16 protein-coding genes are annotated in these 13,852 nt (G+C 64.4%); 11 read left to right on the forward strand and 5 right to left on the reverse strand.

The annotated features are described in order from the left end of the window. The first annotated feature begins 140 nt into the window (after positions 1-140). Genes ACFOMH_RS02395 through ACFOMH_RS02410 form a run of 4 tightly spaced genes read left to right on the forward strand, consistent with a single transcriptional unit; the run spans position 141 to position 3,475 of the window. Positions 141-1,505, forward strand: a complete 1,365-nt coding sequence (locus ACFOMH_RS02395; protein WP_377742384.1) for an alanine/glycine:cation symporter family protein — start codon at positions 141-143, stop codon at positions 1,503-1,505. 4 nt (positions 1,506-1,509) lie between these two features. Continuing rightward, positions 1,510-1,854, forward strand: coding sequence for an arsenate reductase family protein (locus ACFOMH_RS02400; RefSeq protein ID WP_377742385.1), 345 nt, complete (start codon positions 1,510-1,512; stop codon positions 1,852-1,854). Positions 1,855-1,913: 59 nt separating this feature from the next. After that, complete coding sequence (pheS, locus tag ACFOMH_RS02405; protein ID WP_377742387.1) at positions 1,914-2,996, forward strand: phenylalanine--tRNA ligase subunit alpha; 1,083 nt, start codon at positions 1,914-1,916, stop codon at positions 2,994-2,996. A 26-nt stretch (positions 2,997-3,022) separates the two neighbouring features. Next, a complete protein-coding gene (locus ACFOMH_RS02410) occupies positions 3,023-3,475 on the forward strand; it encodes a DUF2513 domain-containing protein (protein WP_377742389.1) in 453 nt (150 codons plus the stop codon). Between the two features lie 243 nt (positions 3,476-3,718). Here the strand turns inward: ACFOMH_RS02410 and ACFOMH_RS02415 are convergent, their stop codons facing one another. After that, positions 3,719-3,943: a hypothetical protein gene (locus tag ACFOMH_RS02415; protein WP_377742390.1), complete on the reverse strand. Its 225-nt coding sequence runs from the start codon at positions 3,941-3,943 to the stop codon at positions 3,719-3,721. A 128-nt stretch (positions 3,944-4,071) separates the two neighbouring features. On the opposite strand from ACFOMH_RS02415, the gene ACFOMH_RS02420 reads away from it, so the two are divergent. After that, complete coding sequence (locus ACFOMH_RS02420; protein ID WP_374425178.1) at positions 4,072-4,554, forward strand: hypothetical protein; 483 nt, start codon at positions 4,072-4,074, stop codon at positions 4,552-4,554. 24 nt (positions 4,555-4,578) lie between these two features. Here ACFOMH_RS02420 and ACFOMH_RS02425 read toward each other — a convergent pair whose 3' ends face one another. Beyond that, complete coding sequence (locus tag ACFOMH_RS02425; RefSeq protein ID WP_374425179.1) at positions 4,579-4,890, reverse strand: TM2 domain-containing protein; 312 nt, start codon at positions 4,888-4,890, stop codon at positions 4,579-4,581. Between the two features lie 196 nt (positions 4,891-5,086). Here ACFOMH_RS02425 and pheT point away from each other — a divergent pair, with 196 nt between their 5' ends. Continuing rightward, positions 5,087-7,474 carry a phenylalanine--tRNA ligase subunit beta gene (pheT, locus tag ACFOMH_RS02430; protein ID WP_377742393.1) on the forward strand — a complete coding sequence of 796 codons (2,388 nt, stop codon included), beginning with the start codon at positions 5,087-5,089 and terminating at the stop codon, positions 7,472-7,474. 42 nt (positions 7,475-7,516) lie between these two features. Continuing rightward, positions 7,517-8,212 carry a 5,6-dimethylbenzimidazole synthase gene (gene bluB / locus ACFOMH_RS02435; protein WP_377742395.1) on the forward strand — a complete coding sequence of 232 codons (696 nt, stop codon included), beginning with the start codon at positions 7,517-7,519 and terminating at the stop codon, positions 8,210-8,212. Here bluB and ACFOMH_RS02440 read toward each other — a convergent pair. After that, positions 8,203-8,973, reverse strand: a complete 771-nt coding sequence (locus ACFOMH_RS02440) for a YoaK family protein (protein ID WP_377742397.1) — start codon at positions 8,971-8,973, stop codon at positions 8,203-8,205. The two genes, bluB and ACFOMH_RS02440, sit on opposite strands and share 10 nt — an antisense overlap. Before the next feature lie 199 nt (positions 8,974-9,172). Here ACFOMH_RS02440 and ACFOMH_RS02445 point away from each other — a divergent pair, with 199 nt between their 5' ends. Further along, entirely contained in the window at positions 9,173-10,273 is a 1,101-nt protein-coding gene (locus ACFOMH_RS02445) for an agmatine deiminase family protein (RefSeq protein ID WP_377742398.1), read from the forward strand. 2 nt (positions 10,274-10,275) lie between these two features. Further along, the gene (locus tag ACFOMH_RS02450; RefSeq protein ID WP_377742399.1) at positions 10,276-10,719 is read left to right on the forward strand and encodes a hypothetical protein; all 444 of its coding nucleotides are present in this window, start codon (positions 10,276-10,278) and stop codon (positions 10,717-10,719) included. A gap of 37 nt (positions 10,720-10,756) precedes the next feature. Here the strand turns inward: ACFOMH_RS02450 and ACFOMH_RS02455 are convergent, their stop codons facing one another. Then, on the reverse strand, positions 10,757-11,458 hold the full coding sequence (locus ACFOMH_RS02455) for a glutathione S-transferase C-terminal domain-containing protein (RefSeq protein WP_374425185.1): 702 nt from the start codon (positions 11,456-11,458) through the stop codon (positions 10,757-10,759). 92 nt (positions 11,459-11,550) lie between these two features. On the opposite strand from ACFOMH_RS02455, the gene mscL reads away from it, so the two are divergent. After that, on the forward strand, positions 11,551-11,988 hold the full coding sequence (gene mscL, locus ACFOMH_RS02460; RefSeq protein ID WP_374425186.1) for a large conductance mechanosensitive channel protein MscL: 438 nt from the start codon (positions 11,551-11,553) through the stop codon (positions 11,986-11,988). A gap of 74 nt (positions 11,989-12,062) precedes the next feature. Here the strand turns inward: mscL and ald are convergent, their stop codons facing one another. Next, on the reverse strand, positions 12,063-13,178 hold the full coding sequence (gene ald / locus ACFOMH_RS02465) for an alanine dehydrogenase (protein WP_377742401.1): 1,116 nt from the start codon (positions 13,176-13,178) through the stop codon (positions 12,063-12,065). A 131-nt stretch (positions 13,179-13,309) separates the two neighbouring features. Here ald and ACFOMH_RS02470 point away from each other — a divergent pair, with 131 nt between their 5' ends. After that, entirely contained in the window at positions 13,310-13,771 is a 462-nt protein-coding gene (locus ACFOMH_RS02470) for an Lrp/AsnC family transcriptional regulator (RefSeq protein ID WP_374425188.1), read from the forward strand. The last annotated feature ends 81 nt before the right edge of the window (positions 13,772-13,852 follow it).

Consider the following 13,852-nt stretch of genomic DNA (forward strand, 5'->3'; position numbering starts at 1 on the left):
CGGCCGTTTGCGCGACGACAGACACCGCTCGGGGCGAAAAACGCTTGCCCAGCGAGCAAAATCAGGCGATCTTGAAGTCAAGCGGCAGGCCACTTGGAGAATGTCGGATCAATTTCCTGAATACGATCTTCTGGGGATATGTGCTGATCTATGGCCTGCTGGCCGTCGGCATCTATTTCACCGTTCGGCTGAAGTTCATCCAGTTCGTCCATTTCCGCGAAATGTTCCGGTGCGTCATCGGCTCGCGCGAGGTGGACAAGGACGGCATCTCGCCCTTTCAGGCGCTGACCGTGTCGCTGGCCAGCCGTGTCGGGACCGGCAATATCGCGGGGGTCGCTGTGGCGATCACGCTGGGCGGTCCGGGGGCGATCTTCTGGATGTGGATGGTGGCATTGGTCGGCATGGCCACGGCCTATTCGGAATCGATGCTGGCCCAGCTTTACAAGGAACACGGTCCCGGCGGCATGTATCGCGGGGGTCCCGCCTATTACATCAAGAAGGGGCTGGGGCAGGGGTGGCTGGCGGCGATCTTTGCCGTGGCGCTGATCATCGCGTTCGGGTTGATCTTCAACGCCGTGCAGTCGAATTCGATCGCCGAGGCGGCGGCCGGGGCCTTTGGCATCAGCAAGCTTTGGGTGGGCATCGGCATCGCCGTGCTGACCGCGATCATCATCTTTGGCGGCATCCCGCAGATCGCGCGGGTGGCGGAAATCGTCGTGCCCTTCATGGCCGGCGCCTATCTGCTGGCGGCGATCTGGGTGCTGATCACCAATATCACCGAGGTTCCGGGCGTTCTGGGCCATATCATCGCCTCGGCCTTTGGCCTGCAAGAGGCGGCGGGCGGCGTCATGGGCGGCATGGCCGCGGCGATGCTGAACGGCGTCAAGCGCGGCCTGTTCTCGAACGAGGCCGGCATGGGTTCGGCCCCCAATATCGCCGCGGTCGCGGTGCCCGATCCGCATCACCCGTCGAGCCAGGGCTTCGTGCAGGCGCTGGGCGTGTTCATCGACACGATTCTGGTCTGTACCGCCACGGCGATCATGATCCTGTTGTCGGGGGCGATCCCGTCGGAAACCAACACCGGTGTGGTGCTGACGCAGGCGGCGCTGGGTGAGCATTTCGGCAGCTTCGGCCATTACTTCGTCGCCATCGCGATCTTTTTCTTCGCCTTCACCTCGATCATCGGCAACTACGCCTATGCGGAAAACGCCATCATCTTCCTGGGCCATGGCAGCCAGGGGCCGGTGCTGGCGCTGCGCGCGGGCGTGCTGGCCATGGTGGTCTGGGGCGCGATCCAGCAGGTGCAGACGGTGTTCGATTTCGCCGACGCCTCGATGGGGCTGATGGCGACGATCAACCTGATCGCCATCGTCGCGCTGTCGGGAACCGTCGCCTATGTGACGCAGGACTATCTGCGCCAGCGGCGCGAGGGGAAAAACCCCACTTTCCACCTGTCCGAGCACCCGGAAATCGCCCCGGGCGTCAGCAGAACCATCTGGAAATGAAGCCTTGATCACCATCTATCACAAACCGACTTGCAGCACCTCTCGCAAGGTGCTGCAAATGATCCGCGATGCTGGACATGATCCCGTGGTCATCGACTATGTGGTCGCCGGCTGGACCCGGGCGCAATTGCTGGGCCTGTTCGCGGCGGCCGACGTCACGCCCGCGCAGGCTTTGCGGGCCAAGGGCACCGACGCCGCTGAGCGCGGGCTGATCGGCACCGATGACGAAACCATCCTGGCCGCCATGGTCGAGAATCCGGTTCTGGTCGAACGGCCCATCGTCTGCGGTCCGGGTGGCGTGCGTCTGTGCCGCCCGGCCGAGCTGGTCGCGGACACGCTGGCCCGCTGAGGCTTTTCCCGGCGTCCCGCGCGTGCTAATCCGCGCGGGAACCGCAAGGAAAGCCGCCCATGTCCGACCTCGATACCCTTCGCCAGTCCTATCTCAGCCGCGTTTCGGCCGCCCCGGATACCGATGCGCTGGAACAGGTGCGCCTTGCCGCCCTTGGCAAGAAGGGCGAGATCAGCGGCATGATGAAGGAACTGGGCCGCATGACGCCCGAGGAACGCCAGACCACCGGCGCCGCCCTGAACCGCCTGCGTGACGAGATCGACACCGCGCTGCGCGCCCGCAAACAGGGGCTTGAGGATGCGGCGCTGGACGCCCGGCTGAAGGACGAATGGCTGGACGTGACCCTTCCCGGGCGTCCGCGCCCCATGGGCAGCATCCATCCGGTCAGCCAGGTGACCGAGGAAGTCACCGCGATCTTTGCCGATATGGGCTTTTCGGTGGCCGAAGGGCCGCAGATCGAAAGCGACTGGTTCAATTTCGACGCCCTGAACATCCCGCCCGAACACCCCGCCCGGCAAGAGCATGACACCTTTTTCATGGCCCGCGCTGAGGGCGATCTGCGTCCGCCGCACGTCCTGCGCACGCACACGAGCCCGGTGCAGATCCGCGCCATGCAGGCCAGCGGCGCGCCGATCCGCGTCATCTGTCCGGGCCGCGTCTATCGCATGGACATGGATCAGACCCATACCCCCATGTTCCATCAGGTCGAGGGGCTGGCGCTTGGCCGCGACATTTCCATGGCGAACCTGAAATGGACGCTTGAGGAATTCTGCCGCGCGTTCTTTGAAATCGACGAGGTCGAGCTGCGGTTCCGCGCATCGCATTTCCCGTTCACCGAACCCTCGGCCGAGGTCGATATCCGCTGTTCATGGGAAGGCGGCAAGCTGACCATCGGACAGGGGGATTCGTGGCTGGAAATCCTTGGTTCCGGCATGGTCCATCCCAAGGTTCTGGCCGCCGGCGGGATCGATGCGAGCGAATGGCAGGGCTTTGCCTTTGGCATGGGCATCGACCGCATCGCGATGCTGAAATACGGCATCCCCGATCTGCGCGCGTTCTTTGAAAGCGACCTGCGCTGGCTGCGGCATTACGGGTTTGCGGCGGGCGATGTGCCGAGTGTGGCGGGGGGGCTGAGCAGGTGAGGCTCACTCCCGACAATTATCGGGATATGATGCGCCGTCTTGAGAAGGTGCCATTGGTTTATGTTGAGATTTGTCGCGTTCAACAAGATGAGTATGGCAACAAAAATGAAAGATGGGCGCTTCAAGAGTATTCAATAGAGGAAAAGGCGCCTCTCTCAGGTATACCTCTTGATAACAAACCAGCGGACCTTTCCGAGCAAGAGGTTGCAACTATTTTAGCCTTGCGCGATGGTCAGTTTATTGAAATTTCATCAGCGTATGATGGCCCATATCTCGATGGGGATGATCTGGAAGTCAGATTTGCTAGGATCACCATGAGCGGTCATGAATTCCTAGAGGTTACTCGCACTAATTCTATCTGGAAGAAAACTAAAGAAGCGGCGGGAGTTGCCGGTGGAATGGCCCTTCGTATGCTTTTCGAAACCGCCATGGATTACGCTAAAGCAGAGGTAAAATCTCGCGGATTTCCTATCCCCTAGATACTACGGTTTCGGGGCGGATCAAAGATTAAGTTGTTACTTTACCGCCACTCCCATCCGGCCCGTCGGCACGACGGGCAGCCCCCGCCCGCCCCCACGGCGGGGGCTTTGCCCCCACCTCGGTCGGGCGCTGCCCTTGATCTTTCAGCACATCCGTAAGTCCCGGCATCCTGACGAGCGCCGCATTTCGCGGGGCGGATCGGGCAGGTCTTGCCCTGGCATGACCCAAAGCCGCTATACCGATCACCACCCTCCCCCGCGCGCATAAACCCACAACCCCATCATCACCGTCGCCGCGCCCATGACATGAACCCATGGCACCCCGGTGATGATGCTCATCGCCGGCAGCACCAGCCACAGCGCGACGATCATCAGTCGCGCGGCGATCTTTCCGCGCGCCAGTTCCCACAGCCACAGCGCCGTGCCACAGATCAGCACGACCCCCGGGACGACCATCGCCGTTTCCACCCCATTTCCCCCTGTGCCAAGTTTCGCCGCATGCCGCCGGTCCGCGCCGCTCTCGGATGACAGTCCCGCGCGCCCCGGCTATTGTGGCCCACAGAATCCCAGCCCGCCACGCCAGCCAAGGGGCCAGCATGTCCGACCTCACCAAGCTTACCACCTATGCCTCGGCCTTCATGGCCTCAATCAGCTTGTTCAGCCTTGTCGATGTCGGGCGCGTCGATGGCTCTGGCCATGTCGCGGCCGCCATCACGCAAGTGTTTCTCTTGCCGATTCTGGGGCTGACCACGGCCAGCTTTCTGGCCGCGACCATCATCGTTCTGTCGCGCAGCTATCTGCGGCGACCCCATCGCTGGAACAGCGACCGGGCCGAACATGTGGTGCTTGAGGTCGGGTTGGCGACGGCGGCCTATTTCGGACTGCTGGCGCTGATCAGCTATGTGCTGGCGCTGTTCGCGCCGGCATGGCTGACGGGGGCGGGGCCGGCCATGGCGCGGTTCTGGCCGTGGTTTCTGGCGCTGCCCTGCCTGCTTTTCGCGGCGTTTGGGCCGCGCCACAAGCCGGCTTGGCTGGTGGCGGGCGCGCTCTTCGTGACCGTCGGGCTGTTCACCGGCTAGGCGGCCCGGGGGCCGCCCGCGCCCCTACCACAGCTCGGAGCCAAGCCTGCGGCGGATATCGTCCTTGTCATCCTGAATCATGCCGGGGATCAGGAACATGTCGATGATCACCCACAGACAGACCAGCCCCAGGATCGGCCAGCCGATCAGGATCGGCGCGGTCAACCAGCCCAGACCCCACAGCACCGCCATCAGGATGCCGCTGATCCAGCGGCCCAGATACATCCGGTGTACGCCCAGCCCCCACAGAAAGATCAGCAGCAGATAGGCGACCAGCGGCGATTTCGCGTCATTCGTCACCCGCTGTTCGATCAGGATTTCCCGTTGCGTGTCCATTGGCCCCTTGTCCATGTTAATGCCATTTACATATGGGGCGCCCGGGACCGCCGACAAGACCGGGCGGGCAGGATATTTGCGGCCGCCGGAACGGGCGCCTTGACGGCGGCATAGCGGGGGCGGCTGCGGGCCGCGCCACCCTACCATTCCGCCGCGCCATGGGTTATGGGACGCCAAACGTCACGGGGCCGCAGACATGAAATTCACCCTCTCCTGGCTCAAGGAGCATCTCGACACCACCGCCACGCTTGCGCAGATCACCGAGGCGCTGACCGATCTTGGGCTTGAGGTCGAGGGCGTGACCGATCCGGCGGCAAAGCTTGCGACCTTTACCCTGGCCAGGGTTCTGCATGCCGAACAGCACCCCGATGCCGACCGGCTGCGGGTCTGTCGCGTGATGACGGATGAGGGCGAAAAGCAGATCGTCTGCGGCGCCCCGAACGCCCGCGCAGGCATCACCGTGGTGCTGGCCAAGCCCGGCGATTACGTCCCCGGCATCGATGTCACGCTGGGCGTGGGCAAGATCCGCGGCGTCGAAAGCCACGGCATGATGGCATCCGAACGCGAGCTTGAGCTGTCCGAGGAACATGACGGCATTATCGAACTGCCCTCGGGCGAGGTCGGGCAGAAATTCGTCGACTGGCTGGCAGCGAACCGCCCCGATTCCATCGACCCGGTGATCGAGATCAAGATCACCCCGAACCGCCCCGATGCGCTGGGGGTCCATGGCATTGCCCGCGATCTGGCGGCGCGCGGTCTGGGTGTGCTCAAGCCGGTCGCGGATACGGTGGTGGCGGGCGGTTTCCCCTCGTCCATCGGCATCCGCATCACCCCGGAACTGGCCGAAAAGGCGCCGTTCTTTTCCGGCCGCGTGATCCGTGGCGTCAGGAATGGCCCCTCGCCCGAATGGCTGCAAAAGCGGCTCAGGGCGATCGGGCTGCGCCCGATCAACGCGCTGGTCGATGTCACCAATTTCTTTACCTATGACCTGAACCGGCCGCTGCATGTCTTTGACGCGGACAAGGTCAAGGGCGATCTGGTCGTGCGCCCCTCGGCCGAGGGTGAGACGCTTCTGGCGCTGGATGGCAAGACCTATGCCTTTGCCCCCGGCACCATGATCATCGCCGACGAGACCGGCCCCGAAAGCATTGCCGGCATCATGGGCGGCGAGGTTTCGGGCTGTACCGAGGACACGGTGAACGTGTTTCTGGAAAGCGCCTATTGGGATCCGATTTCGGTCGCGGCGACGGGGCGCGCGCTGAAAATCAATTCCGATGCGCGCTATCGGTTCGAACGCGGCGTGGACCCGGCATTCACCCAGCCCGGGTTGGAACTGGCGACGCGGATGATCCTTGATCTCTGCGGTGGCGAGGCGTCTCAGGTGGTGACCGCGGGCCGCGTCCCCGATACCGCGCGCAGCTATGCGCTGGACCCGGCCCGCGTGATCAGTCTGGTCGGCATGGACATCCCCGAAGCCGAACAGCGCCGCACGCTGACCGCGCTGGGTTTCCGGCTTGAGGGGGATCAGGCCTTTGTTCCCAGCTGGCGCCCCGATGTGCAGGGCAGCGCCGATCTGGTCGAAGAGGTCGCCCGCATCGCCAGCCTGACGAAATTGCAGGGCCAGCCTTTGCCGCGCCCGCGCCCGGGCGTGCCGCAACCGGTGCTGACGCCCCTGCAACGGCGCGAAAGCATCGCCCGGCGGATGGCGGCGGGTCTGGGTTACAATGAATGCGTGACCTACAGCTTTATCGACCAGCCCTCGGCCGCGTTCTTTGGCGGCGGCGCGGATGCCGTGCGCATCGAAAACCCGATCAGCAGCGAGATGACGCATATGCGTCCCGACCTTCTGCCCGGTCTGTTGGCGGCGGCGGCGCGCAATCAGGCGCGCGGTTTCGCCGATCTGGCGCTGTTTGAATGCGGGCCGGTCTTTCTGGGCGGTGAGCCGGGCGAACAGGACCTGCATCTGTCGGGCCTTTTGGTCGGCTCGAATGCCGCGCGCGATCCCTATGCCTCGCGGCGCAAGGTCGACATCTATGACGCCAAGGCCGATGCCGAGGCGATCCTGAACGCCATCGGCGCGCCCGCCAAGGCCCAGATCAACCGCAAGCTGGCCGGCTGGTGGCATCCGGGGCGGGCGGGCAATATCGCGCTGGGGCCGAACCTGCTGGCCAGTTTCGGCGAGATCCACCCCCGCGTCCTGCGCCATTTCGGCATCAAGGGCGTGGCGGTCGGCTTTACCATCCATGTTGCCAATGTGCCCCTGCCGAAAACCCGCACGCCGTCGCGGCCCGCGCTGATGCTGTCGGATTTGCAGGCGGTCGAGCGTGACTTTGCCTTTGTCGTCGATGCGAATGTCGAGGCGCTGACGCTCGTCAATGCCGCCGCCGGCGCCGACAAGGCGCTGATCGAGCGGGTGACCGTGTTCGATCAGTTTACCGGGCTGGAAGGTGGCAAGAAATCCATCGCCATCACCGCGCGGCTGCAACCCCGGGACAAGACCCTGACCGATGCCGAGATCGAGGCCGTGGCCGCGAAGATCGTCGAAAAGGTCGGCAAGGCCACGGGCGGCGTGCTGCGCGCCTAGGCCGCATCGCCGGGCGGAACCAGAAAGGGCAGGAATGGGGACATGAGCGATGACATATCCCACCCCAATCCCCCGCAGCCCGGTCCCGCCCGCCCCTTTTCCGGGGCCGAACGCGACGCGGTTTACCGCGCCATTCACGAAAGGCGCGATGTGCGCGGGCAATTCCTGCCCGATCCGATCCCCGACGAGGTGCTGATGCGGCTTTTGGGGGCCGCGCATGCCGCGCCCTCGGTCGGGTTGATGCAGCCGTGGAATTTCATCGTCATCCGCAGCGACGCGGTGCGGCGCGACATCCGTGCCGCTTTTGACCGCGCCAATGACGAGGCGCGGGCGATGTTCCCGCCCGAACGACAGGCGCTTTATTCACAGCTGAAACTGCAAGGCATCACCGAGGCGCCGGTCAATCTGTGCATCACCTGCGACCGCACGCGCGGGGGTGCGGTGGTGCTGGGGCGCACGCATGACCGCGACACGGATCTGTATTCGACGGCCTGCGCGGTCCAGAACCTGTGGCTGGCCGCCCGCGCCGAAGGCATCGGCGTTGGCTGGGTCAGCATAATCCGCGACGCCGATCTGCGCGCCATTCTGAACATCCCGGATCATGTGGTGCCGGTGGCCTATCTCTGTCTTGGCCATGTCCGCGAACTTTACGATCAGCCGGAATTGCAGGCGCGCGGCTGGGCGAAACGCCATCCCCTGGAGCAGATGATCTTTCACGAGAGCTGGGCTCAGGACTGACCGCCGCGCGGGCCCCGCGCGCGCCATTTGATCGCCGGCAGCGCGGGGACCGAGATCCCCAACAGGATGAACGCCAGCGGCAGCGAAAACAGAAAACCCATGGTGGCATAACCCAGCGCGCCGACAATGCCGCCGGTCAGAAACGCGCCGACCAGCGTCCACAGGATGCGCAGTTTGACCGCGTCGGGGCGCACGCCCGATCCGGGCCACAGCCGATGGCACAGCGCCCGGCCCAGCTCGATCCCGATATCGGTGATCATGCCGGTGGCATGGGTGGTGCGCACGCGGGCATGGGAAATCTTGGTGATGGTGGCGTTCTGCATGCCCATGATGAAGCACAGACAGGCCAGCGCCCAAAGCCGCCCCAAGGGGCCGGTGAACAGCCCGCCCGAGGCAAAGCACAACAGAAACACCCCCTGCACGGCGATGGCGGCGGCGTAATGGCGCCGCCCGCTGCGCCAGCGCAGCCAGTTGATCAACAGGCTGCTGAACCCCGCCCCGGCGACAAAGGCGCCGATGGCCAGCGCGGCGATGCCGGCAATGGCCAGATCGCCGCCGACCAGATGGTCGGGGATCTGTGACAGATAGCCGGTCATATGCGACGTATATTGCCCCAGCGCGAAAAAGCCGCCGGCATTGGCCGCCCCCGCGACAAAGGCCAGAATCGTCGCCAAAAGATAGTCGCTTGCCGGGCTGCGCCGATGCCCGACCAGAATGCGGGCCGAGTTGGCGGGCTGGAACAGACGTTTGCGGCGAACCATTGTATCGGGGCCAATGCGATGATTTTTCTGGGTTTCGACCCACTATTGCGCCCTGCGCGGTGCCGTGCAAGGTGCTTGAACAAGGCGCCCGGGGTCGCGGGCACCCGGCGCGCGGGCCGGTTGGGCGCGCAGGTCACCTATTGTGTCGCCCCGCGCCGCCCGCTCTAGATGGCGGTGTTCCCGATGTGAGGTTTTTTCGATGATGTCCCGCCGCAGCCTGTTTCGTTCCGCCGCCGCCGCCGGCGGCATGTCGCTTTGGGGCGGCAGCGCCCTTGGCGCGCAATCCGCCGCCAGCGCCGGTTTCTGGTACCCCGAGGAAACCGATCCGCATGAACGCACCTTCATGCAATGGCCGGTGAACCGCAAAGTCCATGACGACCCGGATTTTCTGGCCGATCTGCAAGGCACGATCGCCGATATCGCCAATACCATCGCCGAGTTCGAGCCGGTGGTGATGCTGGCCGCCAAGGATCATCACAAGGCGATCCGCAAGCTGGTCTCGGGCGCGGTCGAGCTGTGGGACATCCCGACCGATGATCTGTGGTGCCGCGATTCCGGCCCCTCGTTCGTGATCGACGGCAAGGGCGGGCTGGCGGTGACGCAGTTCAATTTCAACGGCTGGGGCGGCAAACAGGTCCATGGCAATGACGGCCTGATCGCGGCCCGTGTGGCGGAACGGATGGGCCTTAAGGTGTTCGACGCCGGGCTGGTGGGCGAGGCCGGCGGCGTCGAGACCGACGGTCACGGCACGCTGATCGCCCATGAAAGCACCTTTATCAACAAGAACCGCAACAAGGGCGACAAGGCCCGGGTCGAGGCGATGCTGCTTGCGACCATGGGGGCGAAAAAGACGATCTGGGCGCCGGGGATCAAGGGCGCCGACATCACCGATTACCATATCGACGCGCTGGCGCGGTTCGTCAAACCGGGGCAGGTGCTGATCCAGATCGGCGAAAAGGTCGATCCCGACGATCCCTGGTCGGTCGCCGCGGCCCGGACCTATGACATTCTGGCGGCCGCGACCGACGCCCGGGGCAAGAAGCTGGAACTGGTCGAGCTGCCCGAGCCCTATGATATTCGCGTGGACAGCCACGATTTCGTATCCTCATACGTCAATTATTATGTCTGCAACGGTGGGGTGATCGCCGCGCAGTTCGGCGACCGCGATGCCGACCGCGAGGCGGCGCGGATCCTGCGCAAGCTTTATCCCGGCCGCGAGGTGGTGATGCTGAACATCGATGCCGTGGGCGAGGTCGGCGGCGGCATCCATTGCGCCACCCACGAACAGCCAAAGGTGTGATCTTGCGCGACTGGCTGACCCGAAATTCCGAGGCGCTGGGCGCGGTTGGCGCCATCGCCACCGCCTTTGCCGCGTTGACCGCGCTGGTGGTCATTCCCTATCAGGTCGGTCAGGCCGACCTGATCCAGCGCGATCAGACGGGGCGGGAAATCTATCGCGAATTCCTGAATCTGACGGTGCAGAAACCGGAACTGGCCAATGCCGATTACTGCGCGATCCGCGACGAAACCCAGCGGACGGCCTATTCGGCCTATGTCGAATATATGGTCTATACCGCCGAACAGATGGTGGGGATATCGGACGACTGGCGCAAACCCATGGCGGCCTATCTGGCCGATCACACCAGCTATCTGTGCGGCCCGGCGGTCCAGGGCCGCGATGACGGCATGGCCGCGCTGATCGCCGAACTGGGCGTGATCTGCACGCCCGGGGATCAATGCGGATAGGCGGCGCGGCCCCGATTCGGGCCGCGCGCCGCGTGGCTCAGGCCGCGCCGACCAGAATGCCGCGCTGAACGGCGGGACGGGCCAGGAAACGGTCCAGATAGGCCTGAACATTGGCCATGCCGTCCATGCCGGTTTCGGCCTCGGCCTCGTAATTCACGCGCACGGTGCGCAGCCACGGCCCCACGGCCATGTCGGCGATGGAATATTCGCCGGTGATCCAGTCGCGGCCTTCAAGCTGTTTGTTCAGCACGCCCAGCAGACGCCGCGCCTCGTTGTAATAGCGGGTGCGGGGACGCGGATCCTCGATTTCCTTGCCCTTGTAGCGGTGGAAAAAGCCGACCTGACCGAACATCGGCCCCAGCCCGCCCATCTGCCACATCAGCCATTGAAGGGTGTGATAGCGCGCGGCGCCCGATTTCGGCAAGAATTTGCCGGTCTTGTCGCCCAGATAGATCAGGATCGCGCCGGTCTCGAAGATGCCGATGGGCGCACCGTCCGGCCCGTTCGGGTCCAGCATCGCGGGGATCTTGTTATTGGGATTCAGCGACAGGAATTCCGGGGTAAACTGGTCCTCGGGGTCGGAAATGCTGATGCGATGGGCGTCATAGTCCAGTCCGCATTCCTCAAGCATGACCGAGGTCTTGATGCCATTGGGCGTGTTCAGCGTGTAAAGCTGGATCACGTCGGGGCGCTTGGGCTGCCAGCGGCGGGTGATCGGAAAGTCGGAAAGTGCCGTCATGTTCGCTCCTGAAATCTCTTTCTTTGCATGAGGTGGGCGTGATATGGCAACTGTCGCAAGAACACGCGCAACAGGTTGGAATAGGTAAGACCATGTTCAAGGAATTCAAGGAATTCATCGCCCGCGGCAATGTCATCGACCTTGCTGTCGGTATCATCATCGGTGCTGCGTTCACGGCCATCGTGAATTCGCTGGTCGCCGATCTGATCAACCCGATCATCGGTTTGCTGACCGGTGGTACGGATTTCAGCGCCCATTATCTGGTGCTCAAGGGCGAGGTGCCGGCCGGCGCCAGCTTGCAGGCCGCACGCGATGCCGGTGCTTCGGTCTTTGCCTATGGCTCGTTCCTGTCGGCCGTCATCAACTTCCTGATCATCGCCTGGGCGGTGTTCCTGCTGGTCAAGGCGGTCAACCGCGTCCAGTCGGCCACCACCAAGAAAAAAGAGGAAGAGGCCGCGCCGCCCGCCGGCCCGACCCAGGAAGAGCTGCTGGTTCAGATCCGCGACGAACTGCGCGCCCATCGCGCCTGATCCCATCGCGCCTGATCATCGTCACGGAATGCAAACTGACCGGCGCGGGCCATCCCCGCGCCGGTCTTTTCATGTCAGCCGATGATCGCTTCGGGCGCGGTCCAGTCCAGCCCCAGCGCCTCGGCCACCGGCCCCGAGGTCAGCACGCCTTCATGCGTCGAAAGCCCCGCGCGCAGATGCGCGTCGTCGCGCAGCGCCTGACGCCAGCCCTTGCCCGCCAGCGCCAGCACGAAGGGCAGCGTGGCGTTCCCCAGCGCCCGGGTCGAGGTCTGCGGCACCGCGCCGGGCATATTGGCCACGCAGTAATGCATGATGCCGTCGACCGCATAGACCGGGTCCTGATGGGTGGTCGGGCGCGAGGTCTCAAAGCAGCCGCCCTGATCGATGGCCACATCCACCAGCGCCGAGCCGGGCTTGAGCAGCGAAAGCTGCGCCCGCGTCACCAGCTTGGGCGCCGCGGCCCCCGGGACCAGTACCGCGCCGATCACCATATCCGCACTGGGCAGCAATTCGGCGATGGCGCCCTTGGTCGCGTATTGCGTGGTCAGCCGGCCCATGAACACATCGTCCAGATAGCTCAGCCGCGGGATCGAGCGGTCCAGCACGGTGACATTCGCGCCCATGCCGACCGCGACGCGCGCCGCCGCCGTGCCGACCACACCGCCGCCGACGACCAGCACATTGGCCGGCCGCACGCCCGGCACACCCCCGATGAGCACGCCCGAGCCGCCATTGGCCTTTTGCAGGGTCCATGCGCCCATCTGCGGCGCAAGCCGGCCCGCCACCTCGGACATCGGCGCCAGCAACGGCAGACCGCCCCGCGCATCGGTCACGGTTTCATAGGCGATGGCGGTGACGCCGCTGGCCAGCAGGTCCCGGGTCTGGTCGGGGTCCGGGGCCAGATGCAGATAGGTGAACAGGATCTGCCCCTTGCGCAGCATGGCGCGTTCGGGGGCCTGCGGTTCCTTGACCTTGACGATCATGTCCGCCTGATCAAAAACGGCCTTCGCATCGGGCAGGATGCGCGCGCCGGCGGCCATGTAATCGGCATCGGGAAAGCCCGATCCGTTGCCCGCGCCGGCCTGGATCAGCACCTCATGACCGCGCGACACGATCTCTTGTGCCGCCTCGGGCGTAAGGCCGACGCGAAACTCTTGCGGTTTGATTTCTGTGGGACATCCGATTTTCATTGTGTTCCTCCTCACATGTGATGCGATGGTGACACAGTGCGGATCGCATTTTTTCTTAAACCGTGCGCCGGTCATGGCTATGTTCGAATAAATCACCGATAATTCGGAATAATACGCAGGGATATTCGTCAATGATTGAAATCGACGCAACGGATCGCCGCATTCTGGCCGTGCTGCAACGCGATGGCCGGATGACCAATGCCGATCTGGCCTCGGCGGTCGGGCTATCGGCCAGCGCCTGTCACCGGCGCGTTCAGCGGCTGGAGGAGGTGGGCGTGATCCGGGGCTATGTCGCGCTGCTGGATGCGCGCAAGCTGGAACGTCCGACCACGGTCTTTGTCGAGATCACCCTTGCGGGTCAGGCCGATGAACTGCTTGAGGCCTTTGAGCGCGCGGTCCGCACCATTCCCGACGTGCTGGAATGCCATCTGATGGCGGGGTCGGCCGACTATCTGTTGAAGGTGGTGGCCCGGGACACCGACGATTTCGCCCGCATCCATCGCCAGCGGCTGGCGAAGCTGCCCGGCGTCGCACAGATGCATTCGTCCTTTTCGCTGCGCACGGTGGCGTTCACGACCGCGCTGCCGGTTTAGGGGGCAAGGGCTGGCGCGTGAAAAAGGCGGCGTCCTTCACCCATGCCGGCAGGGTTTTCGCGGGATGGCGTCGTCATTGCC

It is taken from the genome of Paracoccus mangrovi, from assembly GCF_042648425.1.
In the GTDB taxonomy this organism is placed as follows: domain Bacteria; phylum Pseudomonadota; class Alphaproteobacteria; order Rhodobacterales; family Rhodobacteraceae; genus Paracoccus; species Paracoccus mangrovi.